Below are 16,468 nucleotides of genomic sequence, written 5' to 3'. Positions count from 1 at the left end.
GTTCTCAAGGATACATCCGCACCTTTTCCCACGCCCCGACCGGCGTGGGTCGGCGGAATTCGATGCGGTCGTGCAGGCGGAATGCCTGATCCTTCCAGAATTCGATCGAGGTCGGCCGAATGCGGAAGCCCGACCAGTGGGAGGGCCGCGGAATATCGCCGATGGCATATCTGGCGGTATATTCGGCCACCGCCTTCTCGAGCGCGAATCGGCTTTCGAGCGGGCGGGATTGTTTGGAAGCCCAGGCGCCGATGCGGCTACCGCGCGCCCGTGTTTGGAAATAGGCGTCGGCCTCGGCGTCGCTGACGATCTCGACCGGGCCGCGCAGCCTGACCTGCCGGCGCAGGCTTTTCCAGTGGAAACACATGGCGGCTTTCTTCTGACCCAAGATTTCGTGACCTTTCCGGCTCTCGAAATTGGTGTAGAAGACGAAACCGTCGTCATCGAATCCCTTCAGGAGAACCATGCGGACATTGGGAAGACCATCCTCGTCGACCGTCGCCAGCGCCACGGCATTCGGATCGTTCGGCTCCGAGGCCTCCGCCTCCTTCAGCCATTCGGCAAAGAGCTTGAAGGGCTCGCCACTTTCGGTAAAGTCACCGCTTGTTAACTCGTTTGCCGACATATTGGTTCAAATGCCCCGGATTGTTCAAAACTCGCCCAGCTTTTCATAACTGGACAGGATGCAGGGTGGAAGTCATAGCAAAGTCATATCGCCATACAAAGGGTCTGCGGCAACGCAGCAGCGCCTTCCTGATCCTCGGCGTCGCAATGCTGTCGCTTTCCGGTTGCGTTGGCGGCGGCATGGATTTCTTGAGCGAAGCCAAGGTCGATCGGTCGGTGGCAACAGGCACGGTGCCGCAGACGCCGCCGAGCACCGACACGCTCTCGGACGAGATGACGGTGCGCAACGCCGTAACTTCGGCAGATGTGAACAGGCTCGAAGGCCAGCCGCTTCCCTGGGCGAATGCATCGACCGGCAGCGCCGGCGTCATCGATACGATCGTCGAGAATAACGAATCCGGCCAGGTCTGCCGGCAGTTCCGCACCACCCGGCATTCTTATGTCGGCATTGCCAAATTCTACGGCAAGACCTGCCTCGTCGGCGGCGGCAATTGGCAACTCCTGAGCTTCCAGCCGGAAAGCTGACGCTAATCCGGCGGGAAAGCTGACACTAATCCGGCGCGCCGACAGGTTAACGCCTGCCGGCTTTCCGCCGAATGCTTAGCAAAGAGCTAACCATTTCCGGCAAAACACTCCCAATCCCTCCACAGAAATAAGAAGTGATTAGCAACTCGGCCGCACGATCGGCGTTGAGAGTGGCTCCCCTGCCTTTGCGGCCGGTGGCGCCTCACGGCGTTGATATTGGACTTTGATATTGGGCGGGGATGCCGGGCAAGGACAGGCGCCCGCATCGCAACACCGGCGGTTTTGACATGCGCGATCCTTACAAAATTCTGGGCGTCAAGCGCGACGCGGCGGCGGACGAGATCAAGGCGGCCTGGCGCAACATGGCCAAGGCTGCCCATCCCGACCACAACCAGGATGATCCGACGGCGACGGCCCGGTTCGCCGAGATCGGCCGCGCCTATGAAACGCTGAGGGATCCGCGCAAACGCAGCCTGTTCGACAATGCCGTGCGCATGGCGGAAGCCAAGAAGCAAGAACAGACGATCATGCAGCAGCGCCAGGCCGCACGTGAGGCCGCGGCCCGCGCCAGGGCGGCGCAGGCCAATGCCGAGCGGGTGATGGAAGAGCTTGCCCGGGCTGCCCAGAAGACCGCGGCCGAAGGCTCCAGGCAGCAGGCGGCCGCCGGCGAAGGCGCCGAAGAGATGGTGGAACGCATTTTCGGCGCGCAGGCCCGCGCTGCGGCGGGCGGCCAGGCGCAGGGTCGCGCCCAGCATGCCCAGAATCAGCAAACCCAGCATCAGCAGACTTACAATCAGCAGACGCAGGGCCAGACACAGGCCGAAGCGGGCAAGCGCGCCGAGGGCGACGCCGCCGAAGCCGAGGAGGAAGCCGGCGAGGCGGCCAACAATGCCGGCGCCAACCTGCCGCTGCCGCTCAGCATACTGACATCGCTGGTGCGCCGTTTCACCGGCGCCAAGGATACCGGCCTCGAAAAAGCGCCCGACGAGGTGACGACGGCGACGGTGACGATCGACGATGTGCTGAAGAGCGGCTGGATCACCGCATCGCTGCCGGAGGGTCGCGAAATCGGCTTTGCATTGCCGGCGGGCACGACGGATGGTCACGAGATCCGGCTCAAGGGACAGGGCTTCAAGCTGCCGGGCATGCAGCGCGGCGACGCCGTCGTCAATATCCGCATCGCCCCCGACCCGCGCTTCACCGTCGACGGTTTCGACCTGCACGCCGTGCTGCCGCTCAGCATCGAAAATGCCGTGCTCGGCACCGAAGCGCGCATCGACGGACCGGCTGGGCCGCTTGATATCACCGTTCCAGCCTGGTCGGGCTCGGACAAGACGATCCGGATTCCTGCTCAGGGATTGCCGCGGGAAGACGGCAGCAGAGGCGATCTCGTCGTCGAATTGCGCATTATCCTGTGGGAAAAACCAGACGACAAAGTCACCGATCTCATGCGCAGCATGCGCGAAGGTCTGTTTCTATGAAATTTTTATGACTTTCGCACCCTTTGTTACGATCCCTAACAGTTGATGATCCAGGCCAAGCTTGAACCGATTAACGGCCTATGCCATAGGCAGGATCGATCAGAATCCTAGGGAGCGAAATATGGCTCAAGCATCCGGCCTCATGGCAGGCAAACGCGGCGTCATCATGGGTGTCGCCAACAATCGTTCGATTGCGTGGGGTATTGCCAAGGCCATTCATGCGCAGGGCGGAGAAGTTGCGCTCACCTATCAGGGCGATGCGCTGAAGAAGCGTGTCGAGCCGCTCGCCGCCGAAATCGAAGCGACGCTCGTCGGCCACTGCGACGTCGCCGATGAAGCCACCATCGACGCGGTCTTCGAGAATGTCGAAAAGCTCTGGGGCAAGATCGATTTCCTCGTGCATGCGATCGGCTTTTCCGACAAGGACGAGCTGACCGGCCGCTACATCGACACATCGCCCGACAATTTCAACAAGACGATGCAGATCTCCGTCTATTCCTTCACCTCGGTCGCACGCCGCGCCGAGAAGCTGATGACGGAAGGCGGCTCGATGCTGACGCTGACCTATTACGGCGCCGAGAAGGTGATGCCGAACTATAACGTCATGGGTGTCGCCAAGGCCGCGCTCGAAGCCAGCGTCAAATATCTCGCCGTCGACCTCGGGCCGCAAAACATCCGCGTCAACGCCGTTTCGGCCGGACCGATCAAGACACTTGCCGCCTCCGGCATCGGCGATTTCCGCTACATTCTGAAGTGGAACGAATATAACGCCCCGCTGCGGCGCACCGTCACCATCGAAGAAGTCGGCGATGTCGGCCTCTATCTGCTGTCCGACCTGTCGCGCTCGGTCACCGGTGAAGTGCACCACGCCGACAGCGGCTATCATGTCATCGGCATGAAGGCGGTCGACGCGCCGGACATTTCGGTCGTCAAGGACTAAATGCCGCCGGAGTCTTGACCGTGCTTATCTATGTGATCAGACACGGTCAGACGGACTGGAATGCCGAGCGCCGCCTGCAGGGCCAGAAGGACATTCCGATGAACGCCATCGGCCTGGAACAGGCCCGGCGGAACGGCATTGCTCTGGCGGAGATTCTCGGCGATACGGTCGGCTCGTTCGATTTCGTCGCCAGCCCGCTTGGGCGCACGCGCGCGACCATGGAGATCATGCGCACCGCCATGGGCCTGCCGCCGCTTGCCTATCGCACCGATCCGCGGCTGGTGGAGATTTCCTTCGGCGATTGGGAGGGTTCGACGCTCAAGGAGCTGAAGGCGACGCAGGCCGAGCGGGTGGCCGAACGCAATGCCTCGAAATGGGATTTCATCCCGCCCGGCGACGATGCGGAAAGCTATGAGATTCTCTCCTGGCGCACCGGCGCATGGCTGCGCTCCGTCGATCGCCCAACCGTCTGCGTCACCCATGGCGGCGTCATCCGCACGCTTTTCCAGATGATCGCCGACCTGCCGAAGAGCAGCGCGGCCGAAGGCGGCATTCCGCAGGACCAGATCGTCAGGATCGACACCAATGACCGGACGATCGTCTGGCTGTAGGCCGTCACCAGCCAGCTTTCGCTCAGTAGGTCGGCTTGCGTTACGAGCAAGTTGTTAGGCCCAAGAGATCGCCGATATGTGCCCCTCATCCGGCTGCCGCCACCTTCTCCCCGCGCGCGGGGCGAAGGGACATGCCGCACTCTCTCGCTCCCCTCGACCTCTCGCAGGGCACGTCCCCTCGCCCCGTTTACGGGAAGAGGGTTAGGGTGAGGGGCCGCGATCGGCGCGAACCTCGCCGGATCATTCGCCAGAAACCTCTTACTTGACGATGTCGAGATCGTTGATGACGCGCTTGCCGTCGACTTCGGTGTAGAAGACGATCACTTTGACGCCGGCTTCGAGGCCGTCGAAGTTGAATTCCTCAGGCGCCTGATAGGTCTTGCCGTCGTCGAGCATCAGCACGAGATTGGCCGTGTCGACCTTCTTGATCGTCGCCTCGACGTCGGCGCTCTCGGCAAAGCCGCTCATCGGCGACAGGAAACTTGCTGTGGCCAAAAGCGTGGCGACGACGAAACGCATGGCAACAATCCTTTTGAAACGCTGCACGAGAAGACTGGCCACAGATAAGCTCCTGAATATGGCGAAAATTGCCCGTAAGAATGGCTTTTCCCGCCTCATTGATGAATAGGATTTTAAATATAATCAAGACGCCGCGTTTATCATGGCGGCCGGCGTCGTGGCGGCCATCCCTGTTGCAGCACGGAACAGGATTTCGGCAGCGGCCGGATTGACGCAAAGAAAGGCTTTTGCCTCAGCAGCTTTTTGGCCTATGAGTGTCGCGCCTTTTCAAGCAATGGCGCGGCCGGCGGCGACCGGCCCTGGCGCCGCCGTGGGAACACATGTCGCACAATACATTCGGTCACCTTTTCCGCGTAACCACCTGGGGTGAAAGTCATGGTCCGGCGCTCGGCTGCGTCGTCGACGGCTGCCCTCCGGGGCTGCGCTTCAAGCTTGAAGATCTCCAGGTCTGGCTCGACAAGCGCAAGCCCGGCCAATCCCGCTTCGTCACGCAGCGCCGCGAGGACGATCTGGTGAAGGTGCTCTCAGGCGTCATGCTCGATGCCGACGGCGAGACGATGACGACAACAGGCACGCCGATCTCGATGCTGATCGAAAACACCGACCAGCGCTCCAAGGATTACGGCGAGATCGCCCGACAATACCGCCCCGGCCACGCCGATTTTACCTATGATCTGAAATACGGCATCCGCGATTATCGCGGCGGCGGCCGCTCCTCGGCGCGCGAGACCGCCGCACGCGTAGCCGCCGGCGGCATCGCCCGCCTCGTCGTGCCGGGTGTGACGGTGCGCGGCGCCTTGGTGCAGATCGGCAAGCACAAGATCGACCGGCGCAACTGGGATTGGGACCAGGTCGGGCAGAACCCGTTCTTTTCCCCCGATGCGGCGATCGTGCCGGTCTGGGAGGAATATCTCGACGGCATCCGAAAGGCCGGCTCGTCGATCGGCGCGGTCATCGAAGTGATCGCCGAGGGCGTGCCGGCCGGCCTCGGCGCGCCGATCTATGCCAAGCTCGACCAGGACATCGCCTCGCTGCTGATGTCGATCAATGCCGTCAAGGGCGTGGAGATCGGCAATGGTTTTGCCGCTGCCGAGACCTCGGGCGAAGATAATGCCGACGAGATGCGCATGGGCAATGACGGTACGCCGATCTTCCTTTCCAACAATGCCGGCGGTATTCTTGGCGGGATATCGACCGGGCAGCCTGTCGTGGCGCGGTTCGCCGTCAAGCCGACTTCCTCGATCCTGACCGAACGCCAGTCGATCGACGCCGACGGCAAGAATGTCGATGTCCGCACCAAGGGCCGGCACGACCCCTGCGTCGGCATTCGCGCCGTGCCGATCGGCGAGGCGATGGTCGCCTGCGCCATCGCCGATCATTATCTTCGCGACCGCGGCCAGACCGGCCGTCTGAAATAGGAGCGTCCATGTCTTACGATCAGAAACGCGTCGTCGACGCCATCAGGGCCTTCGAGGCCGGCGAAATCGTCGTCGTCATGGACGACGATGACCGCGAGAACGAGGGCGATCTGATCGTCGCCGCCGTGCACACCACGCCGGAAAAGATGGCCTTCATCGTCCGCCACACCTCCGGCATCGTCTGCGCGCCGATGCCGAAGGAAGAGGCCAAACGCCTCAACCTCAACGCCATGGTGGCGGAAAACGATTCGGCCCACACGACCGCCTTCACCGTCTCGGTCGATTTCAAGCACGGTACGACGACCGGCATTTCCGCCGACGACCGGACGCTGACGGTGCGCAACCTCGCCAACCCGAATGTCGGGGCCGCCGATTTCGTCCGTCCCGGCCACATCTTCCCGCTGGTTTCGCGCGAAGGTGGGGTGCTGATGCGCTCCGGCCATACGGAAGCCGCCGTCGACCTCTGCCGGCTCGCCGGCCTGCCGCCGATCGGCGTCATCTCCGAACTCGTCAACGATGACGGCACCGTCACGCGCGGGCCGCAGGTGGTCGATTTCGCCGAAAAGCACGGCCTGAAGCTCGTCTCCGTCGCCGACCTCATCGCCTATCGCCAGCGCAAGGAAACGCTGGTCGAGCATGGCGCGAGCTTCGACATCGACACGGCCTTCGGCAGGGCCAGGGCCCATACCTATGCCCTGCCCTGGGATCCGATGCAGCATCTCGCCGTCGTCTTCGGCGACATCCGCGACGGCATCGATATCCCGGTGCGCCTGCATCCGGAAAATGTGGCGGAAGACCTGTTCGGCAGGAAGAGCCCGGTCGATTTCTACATGGAGAAGATCGCAGCGGAGGGGCGCGGCGTCATCGTTTATCTCCGCGAGGGCTCCGTCGGCGTCGGCCACTACGACAATGGCCGCAAGGCCCGCAACCAGGGCCGAGAAGCCCATGCCGAAGCGCAGAGCCGCGAAAGCGAATGGCTGGAAATCGGCCTCGGCGCCCAGATCCTCAAGGACCTCGGCGTCAGCTCGATCAAGCTGCTGACCAGCCGCGAGCGCCACTATGTCGGCCTGGAAGGTTTCGGGATCAAGATCAGCAAGACGGAGATCTGCTAGTCCAGGCCGTGCCCCCATAAACGCGAGCGGCTGAGATCGGTGGAAACTGACCCACCGATCGTCGCCAGCGAAGGACAATTAGCTAAAAACTCTCTTTGCCCGAGCGAGGTGCAGCCTCCTTAGCCCGTGTGACGACGACCGGCGGCTCGCGCTGTGAGTTGTGTTGGTTCGCTGCAAGCTCGCGCGGCACCCAGCCCGCGACCGCGTCGATGAAAGCGCGCACTTGAGGCGGCAGGAACGCGCGCTCGGGGTAGACGAGCGCGATCTGCATTTCGGCGCCGACGACGCCGGCAAGCACCTGCACGAGCGCGCCGCTTTCGAGGTGCGGCGACACGAGACCACGCGGGAGGAGCGCGATGCCAAGTCCGCTTATGGCGGCGTCGCACAACAGGGCGATGTCGTTCGAAAAGAACGCGCCGTCGACGTGGAGCTTACCGCCAGAGGCCAGTGGCCAGTGGGTCTCCGGCAGCTCGCCGCGCGCAAAGCCAAGAAGGCAGCGATGGGTCCGCAGATCGCGTTGCGTACGCGGCGTTCCGCGACCGGCCAGATAGGCGGGCGCCGCGACAGCGATCATCGGGTCGCGGAAAAGCGTGCGCGCGATGAGGCCCGGCTGGAGCTGGCTGCTGGCACGAAGCGCGACGTCGTAGCCGCCGTGGAGGATATCAACGAGCTGGTTCGAGATGTGAACATGGACGCGCAGCTCGGGGTAGCGGCTGGCGAATTCGCAGAGCATCGCATGGAAGCTCACGCTCATCATCGGCGGCACCGAGACGCGTAGATCGCCGCGAATGACATCGTCGGTCATCCGCACGCTCTGTTCGGCGTGCCGCACGGCCTCAAGCGCGATGCAGGCCTGCCGATAGAACACCTCTCCGATATCCGTGAGGACAAGGCTGCGCGTGGTGCGGCGCAGCAGCCGCGCGCCCAGACGCTCCTCGAGGCGAGCGAGACGGCGGCTCACGGTCGCGCGGGGAACGCGCAGTTCGGCGGCGGCACGAGAGAGGGACTTGGCGTCGACCGTCTTGGTGAAGGCGACGAGTTCGGCGGTTTCCACGGGATCGCTCATATGGATCAAATCCTGGCAAATGATGTCAACTGTTGAAGCATTGTTACGAATTTCGATCCGCCGCAAGATGGTGCCGCAGATGATCGAGAAGGCCGGTTCCGCATCAGCGCGGCGCGCCTCAAGCTGAAAGTGAAAGAGCTACAGATGGTATCCAACGGAAAGAAACTGATCGCCGTGTTCGGTGCTACGGGTAACCAGGGCGGCGGCGTTGTGCGGGCCCTGAAGACGAGCGGCCAGTTCAATGTGCGCGCGCTCTCGCGCGACCCGGGAAAGTACAAGGGCGTCGCAGACGAAGTCGTCGCGGCAGATCTGGACCGGCCGGAGACGCTTGCTGCGGCCCTCGAAGGCGCGCACGGCGTCTTTCTCGTCACCAACTTCTGGCAAGACGGCACCGACGAGATCAAGCAGGCAACAGTGGCAATTCAGGCCGCGAAAGCTGCAGGCGTCAACCATCTCATCTGGTCGACCCTTCCAAACGTCGAGTCGATCAGCGATGGCAAGTTCAACGTTCCCCAGTTCACTGGGAAGGCTAAGGTTGACTCGTTTGTGAAGAATGCTGGATTTCCACGGCATACCTTTGTCATACCGCCCGCCTACTATCAGAACTTCGCGGGACCATACGGTCCGCAAGTGCAGCAGGATGGAAGCTTGGGTTGGACGCTGCCTATCGATCCGACGGTACGTTGCCTTCACACTGGTGACATCAACGAACTGGGCAACATCGTGGCTGGTGCATTCGCACATCCGGAAGAAACCGGCAACGGCGCGTATCTGCCGCTGTTCGGCGCCTTCCTGAGCTTCAATGAACTCGTAGAAACGTTGAATCAGTTGGGCCACAAGGTCTCGTTCACACAGGTTCCTCGGGAGGTATACGCAGGCTTCTTCCCCGGGGCTGACGCGTTAGGTGATACGCTGGCCTACTACGAGACCTACACCTATCTTGGACCGGGCTCACACGACGATCAGATCGCGCTCGCGAACAGGGTAGCAGGCAAGACGCCGACTACATTTGCATCATGGGCTCGGGACAATTTCCGGCTCGGCGCAGCCTCCCCGGCTTGAACATCACGTCACTTAAAACCGGGCACTAGAGCATTTCTGAACCGCGCGTCTGCGCCGTGAATGGTCTCTCCTGCCTACCCACCTTCGGTCATGCTCGGCCTTGAGCCGAGCATCCACGCCGCATCCACCGGCAGTCGTGGCATGGATCCCAGGCTCAAGGCCTGGGATGACGGAGAGTGTGGTTGGCGTTGTTGCCAAACTCGCCGTCGGCGTACAGAGGCGCACCGCTGCTGGCGTTACATTCGGCCGGCACTTATTACGGCTTCGCTTGCGAGGGCGCTGTAACGGGCAGCGGATAATTCACTTACCCTCTCCACCCGTCGAGCAACACCACCTTTTCCACACCCGCGAACCGCGCCACCCGATCGAGCTCCGCTTCCAGCCGCTCCAGCCGTCCTGCCGATGGCTTGACGCCCGGTTCCAGCCAGAGCCGCCTGACATCGAGGGTCGATTTCTTCCGGTCCGCCTTCATGTCGATGCGGCCGACCAGTCGGTCGCCTTCGAGCAGCGGGAAGACGTAATAGCCATATTCGCGCTTCGGCTCGGGCACGAAAACCTCGATGCGGTAGAAGAAGCCGAACAGGCGTTCGGTGCGGTTGCGGTCGCGGATCATCGGGTCGAAGGGGCTGAGCACGCGGATGCGGGGCGGTGCGTCGGGATGGCTGTCGAGCGTCGAGAAGAAATCGGCAAAGGCCCAGGAGGCGCGCGCCTTGTCGCCGGTCGCCGGCTCGATCAGCACTTCGGTCAGTTCATCGCGATGGGCCGATACCCAGGCCTTGGCTTCATCGGGCGAGACAAGGTTCCAGAAGGCCGATATTTCGCCATGGGTGGCAAAGCCGAGGCGGGTGAGCGCGCTGCGGCAGGCCCAGTCGACGAAGTCTTCGCGGCCGACCTCCTGCTCGCGGAATTCCGCCGGAATGACCCGCTCCGTGAGATCATAGATCTTCTGGAAGTTCGAGCGGCCGGCGATGGCGAGCTTGCCGGTGTGCCAGAAATATTCGAGCGCCGTCTTGTTCGGATGCCAGTTCCACCAGCCGCCGGAGACATGGCCGTCGGCCTTGACGTCGCGCGCCAGCATCGCCCCATCGCGACGCACACGCTCATAGGTCTCCTCGAAGGCCGCCTCGAAACCCTCGCCGCGCCATTTGCGCCAGCGCTCAATCAAGACCTTTTCCTGGTGGCGGAACTTGTGCTTCCAATAGACGAAGAAGGCGCTCGGCAGGATCGAGGCATCGTGCGTCCAGTGCTCGAACAGCGCACGTTCCTTTTCGAGCAGCGCCGTCAGGTGCTCGCGCCTGTAGGTCTGGTTGCGGGAAAACAGGATCTGGTGATGCGCCCGCTCCACCGTCTGGATGCTGTCCACCTGGACGAAACCCAGCTCATGGATGAGCTGCAGCAGGCCCTGCTTGGTCAAGGCGCGGTTCGGCGGGGCGCTGAGGCCCTGCTTGGCGAGGAAGACCCGGCGGGCGTCGGCATTGGAGAGCAGATTCGTCATGGATGCATCATACCGCGGAAAATCTTCCTAGCCACCCGATATAGCGATTTGCTCTTCATCACCCTGGATTACCCGTATAGAAGCGCTGCTGTCAGGTTGGCGCGAATGGCTGCCCCTCACCCTAACCCTCTCCCCGCTCGCGGGGAGAGGGGACGTGCCAAACGCAGCGTCGAGATAGAGGGAGACGGTGCGGCGAGCGGGGGTCCGAAAGGACGGGTCGAGACGCGTGGCTCGACCCAGGCAGGGTGCCGGCAGGCGGATGAGGGGCTGGTGCGGCAGCACGATCGCATGGATGCGAGGAACTGAGTTGGACATACAATTCGAAGGCGCCGGGGTCAGTTTCGGAACGCGGGTAGCGCTGGAACCACTAACGCTTGGCGTCAGCGGCAAACGCATCGGCGTCATCGGGCTCAACGGTTCGGGCAAGACCACCTTCGCAAGGCTGATCAACGGGCTGACCAAGCCGACGGTCGGGCGCGTCATCGTCAACGGCCGCGACACGGCTGACGAAAAGGCGGCGGCGGCCGATGTCGGTTTCATCTTCCAATCGCCGCAGAACCAGATCATCCTGCCGATCGTCCGCGACGACATCGCCTTCGGGCTGAAGCGGCGCGGCTTCAGCAAGGCGGAGATCGAGGCCAAGGTCGAGGGTGTGCTTGCCCGCTTCGGCGCCGAGGCACTCGCCGATCGCCGGGCGCATGAGCTTTCCGGAGGCGAGTTGCAGGTGGCGGCGCTCTGCTCGGTGCTGGCGACGGGGCCAGGTATCCTCATTCTCGACGAACCCACAAATCAGCTCGACCTCAAAAACCGGGCGCTGGTCGAGAACATCATCGCCGGCCTGCCGGAAAGCGCCATTGTCATCACCCATGATCTCGACCTGATCGCCGGGTTCGAGCGGGTGCTCTTGTTTCACGAGGGGCGGCTTGCCGCCGACGCGCCGGCGACCGAGGCGATCGCCCGCTACAGGGAGATCGCCGCCTGATGCAGTCGCTCTATGTCGAAGGCAACAGCGTGATGCACCGGCTTTCGCCGCGACTGAAACTCTTGTCGCTGACGACCTTCGGCATCGTGCTGTTCATCACCGACAATCTCGTTCTGCTTTCGATCGCCGCGCTGATAACGGCGGTCGTCTACCGCATGGTCGGCCTGCCGCTCGGCGAGGCGCTCAGGCGGCTGCGGCCGGTCTTCCTGACGATCGCCGTCGTGGCGCTGTTCAACCTGATCTTCAATCCGTGGCAGCAGGCGCTCGTGCCGTTGTTGCGGCTGACGGCGCTGATGCTGCTGGCCGCCACCGTGACGGCGACGACTTCGATCACAGAGTTCATCGACGAGGTGACGGCGCTTGCCCGCCCGCTCGAGCGCACCGGCCTCGTGCAGGCGGACGATATCGGCCTGGCGCTTGGGCTGGTGCTGCGCTTCGTGCCGGAGATTGTCGAGCGTTATCAAGCGATCCGCGAGGCGCACAGGGCACGCGGGCTGAAGGTCCGGCCGACGAGCCTGCTGGCGCCGCTGATCATCCTGACGCTGAGAGATGCAGATAATATCGCCGCGGCGATTGACGCGCGTGGCATTCGGCGGCATGGAAGTTAACCGATTTTAACCACGGAAGTCATGATGAGCACCCGCGATCTCGTTCTTACCGCCCTCTTTGCCGCGATCATCGTGGCGCTCGGCCTGCTGCCGCCGATCTCGCTCGGCTTCATTCCAGTGCCGATCACCGCCCAATCGCTCGGCGTCATGATGGCGGGTGTCGTGCTCGGCGCCCGGCGCGGCGCGATTGCCGTGCTGATCGTGCTGCTGCTCGTCGCCATCGGCCTGCCGGTGCTTTCCGGCGGCCGCGGCGGGCTTGCCATCTTCGCCTCGCCTACGGCCGGCTTTCTCGTCGGCTGGATCTTCGGCGCCTTCGTCACCGGCTATCTCAGCGAGCGCCTGGTCAATCACGGCCAATCCGGCCTGGTGCAGACGGTCAGCTTCTTCCTCGCCGCCATGGCCGGCGGCATCGTCGTGCTCTACGCCTTCGGCATCGCCTATCTCGCGACCGTCGCCGGCCTCGGCTTCACCAAGGCCTTCGTCGGCTCGATGGCCTTCATCCCGGGCGACGTCATCAAGGCTTTCGTCGCAGCCCTGCTCGGCCGCGCGGTCATGGTCGGCTATCCCCTGCTGCCGGCGCGCGCGTAAGGCGCCTCGATCGCAAATACATGCAGTGGCCGTCTTCACCCGAATGCGGCCATTTGCGTTTGCGGCAAGCAAGACCGCTTGCTGCGGCGCAGGCTCTGTGTCTCGATGCTGATGGATTGCGAGAGAAAGCCTTGCTGCGAGCAAGGTACGCCTGGAACACAGGCAACAAAAAACCGCCTTGAGGCGGTCGGGCATTCTATCGATTTCAGTTTGATCTAGTCTCCTCCACCTCCGTCGCCGCCGCCGTCACAGCCGCCATCGTCCGAGGCTTGGAACCAGCCTCCCCCGCCATCGCCGGAGCTTTTTGACCTTCGCTTGCCACTCGCAACGAGCAGGGCGCAAATCAGGGCGAAATAGGCCATGAGGAAGACATTCGTGAAAAATGTGACCAATCAGTATCCTTTCGTTTGCTTCAGGAAATCTTGTTTCCTGATAAAAATTGTAGATTATTTTTCGATTTTCGCAATGGCTTCAATATGAAAGTTTTGTGACATTCTAGTCGGCGATATCTATGTCCTCGACAAACACGATCGACACTATTTGCGGGGCGGCAAGGACGAGGATCTCATCCTCGTCAGCGTCTTCAATCCGCCGCTCAAGGTGACGGAGCGTCACGATCTGAACAACAACAGCGGTTCGGAATATTGAGCCTGGCGCGATCCCGCGCACGGATGAAGGCCAGGTTTGCGCCTCCAGAATTCACCGCATCAGCAGCGACACCAGGCCGACCCGGGAATTGACCCCGAGTTTGGCATAGATGTTTCTCAGGTGGGTTCTGACGGTCTCGTAGCTGATATCATCGGCCATCGCCACTTCCCTTGGGGAATGACCCGATGCGATGCTCGACGCGATCCTGATTTCCGTTGCCGTCAGCTTATAAAGCTGCATCAGCAAATCGCGCCGCTCGTTGAGCGGCGTCGCCACGATCGGCTCGACGATCACCGCCACGGTCGGCCCCTCCAGAAACTCTGTGAACGTATCGGAGTGCAGCCGGATGAGGGTGATGCGGTAATTATCCTGGTTTCGGCCCTTGACGATCGCCGCGTGCGGTTTGGTCTGCAGGCCGTTTCTGGAGGTCAGGAATTCGAGAACCGCAGCCGTCTTCTCGCATTGAAGTGCGAGCGTGCCGTCGGCGCCGATCCGCACCGGCAAGCCGGCGGCCAGCAAGGCCTCTGCGCTTTTATTCCAGCGACGGGCTTTGCGTTGCTCCGAGACATAGATCAATCCGACGCCGATGCTGTCGAACAGGGTCTGCGTCGCCTGTTCGTGCGGTGCGCAGAGATCGCGCTTGCGGATGAAGTCGAAGGCCCTCTTCAGATGCGGCGCGAGCTGCGTGTAGAGCTTGGCCACCTCGCTGTTGAGATCGGGGTCGGCGGAAGATGTGCAGGCCGACAGGATGAAGGTGCGGTTCTCCTCGCGAATGATCGAGACGCCAATGCTCGTCTCGCAGCCGGTCTGCCGCATCAGCCAGTCATTGTAAAATTCCGATCTGATCAGCTCCTCGCGTGGAACGATCTCGTCGCCGCACAGGCCCTGGCCGACGGGCACGAGATCCAGTCTCGGAATCCAGGGATTGACCGAGGCGAAGTGGCTCACGAACTGATCGATCTCGGACTGCGAAAATCCCGACATGAAGGGAACATGGGCAACGGACGCGGTCAGATCATGATAATGTAGCGCCGCCTTGCCGCCCGGCGACGTCTGTGCAAGGCGATCGAGGAAATCCTGCCAGCTGCACTCGCCGAAGAGACTTCCATAAATCATATCCGTCAGAAGAGATGAGACGTCGGTCGATTGAACCATGATCAATTTTCAACATCACAGAATGAAAGCATCTTCAAATATTGAATAGTGTCAGCTCTCCAAATGCAACGAAATTCAAACATTAATTATCGACAACTTTTACTCCGCGAGGCGATCAATACTACAACTCCAGCATGTTATAGCTTCGCCGGCTTTGGATTTTCCGCTCAACGCCTTCGGCCGGGGATGAGTGGAACTCGGAAGGCCTGCTCACAGCGTGAATGCCTTGACCGCCGCGGGCGATGGCCCACGGCGGAAAGCAATGGTTCGCTAGCCCGTCGTTAAACCAGCCCCGGCACGACGAAGACCAACCAGGCGACGATAGGGCCGATGATGGCAATCAGCGCGCTGTAGACCAGCAACTGCTTGAGGACCTGCTCGCGCCTTTCATCCGGCGCATTGGCGACGACAAGCGCACCATTGGTGGAGAATGGGCTGGTATCGACGATCGTCGTCGAGATCGCGATGGCGGCGACGACGCCGATGGCGCTGACATGTCCCTGCATGAGGAACGGGACGGCGAGCGGGATGATGGCGCCGAGCAGCGCGGTCGACGATGCGAAGGCCGAAACGATGGCGCCGGTAAAGCAAAGCAGGAGCGCCACCAGCAGCGGCATGCCGAGGCTGGATATGCCGTTTGCCACGTAGTCGACCGTACCGGCCTTCTCCATGACGCCGACATAGGTGATGATGCCTGATATCAGCAGCACGGTCGACCAGCTGACCTTGTCGATTGCCGCCTTCTGGGTTTTCGGCGACAAGAGCGCCAGGGCGACGGCGACGGTCATGGCGACGAGGCCGACATTGAACTTGAAAACCAGCGCGCCGATGCCGAGCGCGACCAGTCCGACCAGCGTGGTCATTCGCTCATTGTTCAGACGCAGCGTCGCAGCAGTATCGGCCGCCGTGCCGTAGGCATGTTCCCGGATCGGTTTTGCCGGCGTGCCGCCGTGACCTCTGATCGACGCCGACACGCCCTCGGGGTGCAGTTCGGGCAAGGGGCCAAGCGATGCTGCGGGCACTTGCTTCATGACCTTCGCGCCGCCGAAAACGAAGAAGACCAGCACCGCAATCGCAAGATTGAAGAAAAAGCTGGAGAGAAACAGGGATGTCGGCGCGAAGGGCAGACCGGCCTTGGCAACGATCTGGTTGGTAATGCCGCCATAGATGCTGATTGGCGAAAAGCCACCCGCCTGCGCGCCGTGGATCACCATCAGGCCCATCATGACTGGGTGAATGCGGTACTGGATGGCAAAGCTCAGCGCGACCGGCGCGAGAATGGCGACGGCAGCAGGTCCAAGAGCGCCGAAACCGGTAATGACGGCGGCGACGAGGAACATTACCCAGGGGATCAGGCCTATGCGTCCACGCACCAGCCGGACGGCGCATTCGACCAGCCAGTCGATGGTGCCGTTGATCTGCGCGATGGCGAAGAGGTAGGTAACGGCGACGAGCGTCAGGAACAGGTCGCTCGGAAAGCCCGCGAAAATATCGGTGGTTTTCATGCCGATCGTCATGGAGCCGAGCACGAAGGCGCCGGCAAAGGCGAGCGCGCCCATGTTGATCGGCTGGATCGTCGCAACGATGAACATGGCGACTAGCAGGCCTATGGCCAGTATTTCAATACCCATGAT

The 16,468-nt window shown here is 62.1% G+C and carries 16 protein-coding genes and 1 pseudogene; 11 read left to right on the top strand and 6 right to left on the bottom strand.

Translation table 11 applies throughout. The features are described from left to right. Positions 1–4: 4 nt before the first annotated feature. A complete protein-coding gene (pdxH, locus tag C4N04_RS24020) occupies positions 5–625 on the bottom strand; it encodes a pyridoxamine 5'-phosphate oxidase (RefSeq protein WP_038687300.1) in 621 nt (206 codons plus the stop codon). A 65-nt stretch (positions 626–690) separates the two neighbouring features. Between pdxH and C4N04_RS24015 the strand changes: the two genes are divergently transcribed. The 4 genes from C4N04_RS24015 (at position 691) to C4N04_RS24000 (ending at position 4,181) form a co-directional block, all read left to right on the top strand. After that, positions 691–1,149: an RT0821/Lpp0805 family surface protein gene (locus tag C4N04_RS24015; RefSeq protein WP_106797190.1), complete on the top strand. Its 459-nt coding sequence runs from the start codon at positions 691–693 to the stop codon at positions 1,147–1,149. A gap of 287 nt (positions 1,150–1,436) precedes the next feature. Beyond that, on the top strand, positions 1,437–2,630 hold the full coding sequence (locus C4N04_RS24010; RefSeq protein ID WP_106797239.1) for a DnaJ C-terminal domain-containing protein: 1,194 nt from the start codon (positions 1,437–1,439) through the stop codon (positions 2,628–2,630). A 121-nt stretch (positions 2,631–2,751) separates the two neighbouring features. After that, complete coding sequence (gene fabI, locus C4N04_RS24005; protein ID WP_038687296.1) at positions 2,752–3,570, top strand: enoyl-ACP reductase FabI; 819 nt, start codon at positions 2,752–2,754, stop codon at positions 3,568–3,570. 20 nt (positions 3,571–3,590) lie between these two features. Next, the gene (locus tag C4N04_RS24000) at positions 3,591–4,181 is read left to right on the top strand and encodes a histidine phosphatase family protein (RefSeq protein WP_106797189.1); all 591 of its coding nucleotides are present in this window, start codon (positions 3,591–3,593) and stop codon (positions 4,179–4,181) included. A gap of 258 nt (positions 4,182–4,439) precedes the next feature. On the opposite strand, the gene C4N04_RS23990 is transcribed toward C4N04_RS24000, so the two are convergent. Continuing rightward, the gene (locus tag C4N04_RS23990) at positions 4,440–4,700 is read right to left on the bottom strand and encodes a DUF1344 domain-containing protein (RefSeq protein ID WP_106797238.1); all 261 of its coding nucleotides are present in this window, start codon (positions 4,698–4,700) and stop codon (positions 4,440–4,442) included. 320 nt (positions 4,701–5,020) lie between these two features. Here C4N04_RS23990 and aroC point away from each other — a divergent pair, with 320 nt between their 5' ends. Together aroC and ribB are read left to right on the top strand one after the other, a co-directional pair. Beyond that, complete coding sequence (aroC, locus tag C4N04_RS23985; RefSeq protein ID WP_106797188.1) at positions 5,021–6,118, top strand: chorismate synthase; 1,098 nt, start codon at positions 5,021–5,023, stop codon at positions 6,116–6,118. Positions 6,119–6,126: 8 nt separating this feature from the next. Then, a complete protein-coding gene (gene ribB, locus C4N04_RS23980) occupies positions 6,127–7,230 on the top strand; it encodes a 3,4-dihydroxy-2-butanone-4-phosphate synthase (RefSeq protein WP_106797187.1) in 1,104 nt (367 codons plus the stop codon). A gap of 82 nt (positions 7,231–7,312) precedes the next feature. On the opposite strand, the gene C4N04_RS23975 is transcribed toward ribB, so the two are convergent. Beyond that, positions 7,313–8,296 (bottom strand): LysR family transcriptional regulator, encoded by a 984-nt coding sequence (locus C4N04_RS23975; RefSeq protein WP_106797186.1) that lies wholly within the window; start codon positions 8,294–8,296, stop codon positions 7,313–7,315. Positions 8,297–8,440: 144 nt separating this feature from the next. On the opposite strand from C4N04_RS23975, the gene C4N04_RS23970 reads away from it, so the two are divergent. After that, the gene (locus C4N04_RS23970; RefSeq protein WP_106797185.1) at positions 8,441–9,358 is read left to right on the top strand and encodes an NmrA/HSCARG family protein; all 918 of its coding nucleotides are present in this window, start codon (positions 8,441–8,443) and stop codon (positions 9,356–9,358) included. A 304-nt stretch (positions 9,359–9,662) separates the two neighbouring features. Here the strand turns inward: C4N04_RS23970 and C4N04_RS23965 are convergent, their stop codons facing one another. Beyond that, a complete protein-coding gene (locus C4N04_RS23965; RefSeq protein ID WP_106797184.1) occupies positions 9,663–10,853 on the bottom strand; it encodes a winged helix-turn-helix domain-containing protein in 1,191 nt (396 codons plus the stop codon). A 307-nt stretch (positions 10,854–11,160) separates the two neighbouring features. Here C4N04_RS23965 and C4N04_RS23955 point away from each other — a divergent pair, with 307 nt between their 5' ends. The 4 genes and pseudogenes from C4N04_RS23955 to C4N04_RS23940 all read left to right on the top strand — a co-directional run. After that, a complete protein-coding gene (locus tag C4N04_RS23955) occupies positions 11,161–11,835 on the top strand; it encodes an ABC transporter ATP-binding protein (RefSeq protein ID WP_106797182.1) in 675 nt (224 codons plus the stop codon). After that, on the top strand, positions 11,835–12,443 hold the full coding sequence (locus C4N04_RS23950) for an energy-coupling factor transporter transmembrane protein EcfT (RefSeq protein WP_106797181.1): 609 nt from the start codon (positions 11,835–11,837) through the stop codon (positions 12,441–12,443). Before C4N04_RS23955 ends, C4N04_RS23950 begins: the two co-directional genes overlap by 1 nt. Before the next feature lie 24 nt (positions 12,444–12,467). Further along, entirely contained in the window at positions 12,468–13,031 is a 564-nt protein-coding gene (locus C4N04_RS23945; protein ID WP_038687284.1) for a biotin transporter BioY, read from the top strand. A 501-nt stretch (positions 13,032–13,532) separates the two neighbouring features. Further along, positions 13,533–13,679: pseudogene (locus C4N04_RS23940) on the top strand (ectoine synthase); the annotation flags it as partial. Between the two features lie 51 nt (positions 13,680–13,730). Here the strand turns inward: C4N04_RS23940 and C4N04_RS23935 are convergent. Then, the gene (locus C4N04_RS23935) at positions 13,731–14,834 is read right to left on the bottom strand and encodes a helix-turn-helix transcriptional regulator (protein WP_106797180.1); all 1,104 of its coding nucleotides are present in this window, start codon (positions 14,832–14,834) and stop codon (positions 13,731–13,733) included. Positions 14,835–15,115: 281 nt separating this feature from the next. After that, complete coding sequence (locus C4N04_RS23930) at positions 15,116–16,465, bottom strand: SLC13 family permease (protein WP_106797179.1); 1,350 nt, start codon at positions 16,463–16,465, stop codon at positions 15,116–15,118. Positions 16,466–16,468 lie beyond the last annotated feature (3 nt).

Source organism: Rhizobium sp. H4, assembly GCF_003013335.1.
GTDB lineage: Bacteria > Pseudomonadota > Alphaproteobacteria > Rhizobiales > Rhizobiaceae > Rhizobium > Rhizobium sophoriradicis.
The sequence above is the reverse complement of the archived record's forward strand: the minus strand, read 5'-3'. Positions and strand labels throughout refer to the sequence as shown.

Bases quoted from the DNA above. Each gene is read 5' to 3' on its own strand.
- pdxH (WP_038687300.1), bottom strand. From the start codon at position 625: ATGTCGGCAAACGAGTTAACAAGCGGTGACTTTACCGAAAGTGGCGAG.
- C4N04_RS24010 (WP_106797239.1), top strand. From the start codon at position 1,437: ATGCGCGATCCTTACAAAATTCTGGGCGTCAAGCGCGACGCGGCGGCG.
- fabI (WP_038687296.1), top strand. From the start codon at position 2,752: ATGGCTCAAGCATCCGGCCTCATGGCAGGCAAACGCGGCGTCATCATG.
- C4N04_RS23990 (WP_106797238.1), bottom strand. From the start codon at position 4,700: ATGCGTTTCGTCGTCGCCACGCTTTTGGCCACAGCAAGTTTCCTGTCG.
- aroC (WP_106797188.1), top strand. From the start codon at position 5,021: ATGTCGCACAATACATTCGGTCACCTTTTCCGCGTAACCACCTGGGGT.
- ribB (WP_106797187.1), top strand. From the start codon at position 6,127: ATGTCTTACGATCAGAAACGCGTCGTCGACGCCATCAGGGCCTTCGAG.
- C4N04_RS23975 (WP_106797186.1), bottom strand. From the start codon at position 8,296: ATGAGCGATCCCGTGGAAACCGCCGAACTCGTCGCCTTCACCAAGACG.
- C4N04_RS23970 (WP_106797185.1), top strand. From the start codon at position 8,441: ATGGTATCCAACGGAAAGAAACTGATCGCCGTGTTCGGTGCTACGGGT.
- C4N04_RS23965 (WP_106797184.1), bottom strand. From the start codon at position 10,853: ATGACGAATCTGCTCTCCAATGCCGACGCCCGCCGGGTCTTCCTCGCC.
- C4N04_RS23950 (WP_106797181.1), top strand. From the start codon at position 11,835: ATGCAGTCGCTCTATGTCGAAGGCAACAGCGTGATGCACCGGCTTTCG.
- C4N04_RS23945 (WP_038687284.1), top strand. From the start codon at position 12,468: ATGAGCACCCGCGATCTCGTTCTTACCGCCCTCTTTGCCGCGATCATC.
- C4N04_RS23935 (WP_106797180.1), bottom strand. From the start codon at position 14,834: ATGGTTCAATCGACCGACGTCTCATCTCTTCTGACGGATATGATTTAT.
- C4N04_RS23930 (WP_106797179.1), bottom strand. From the start codon at position 16,465: ATGGGTATTGAAATACTGGCCATAGGCCTGCTAGTCGCCATGTTCATC.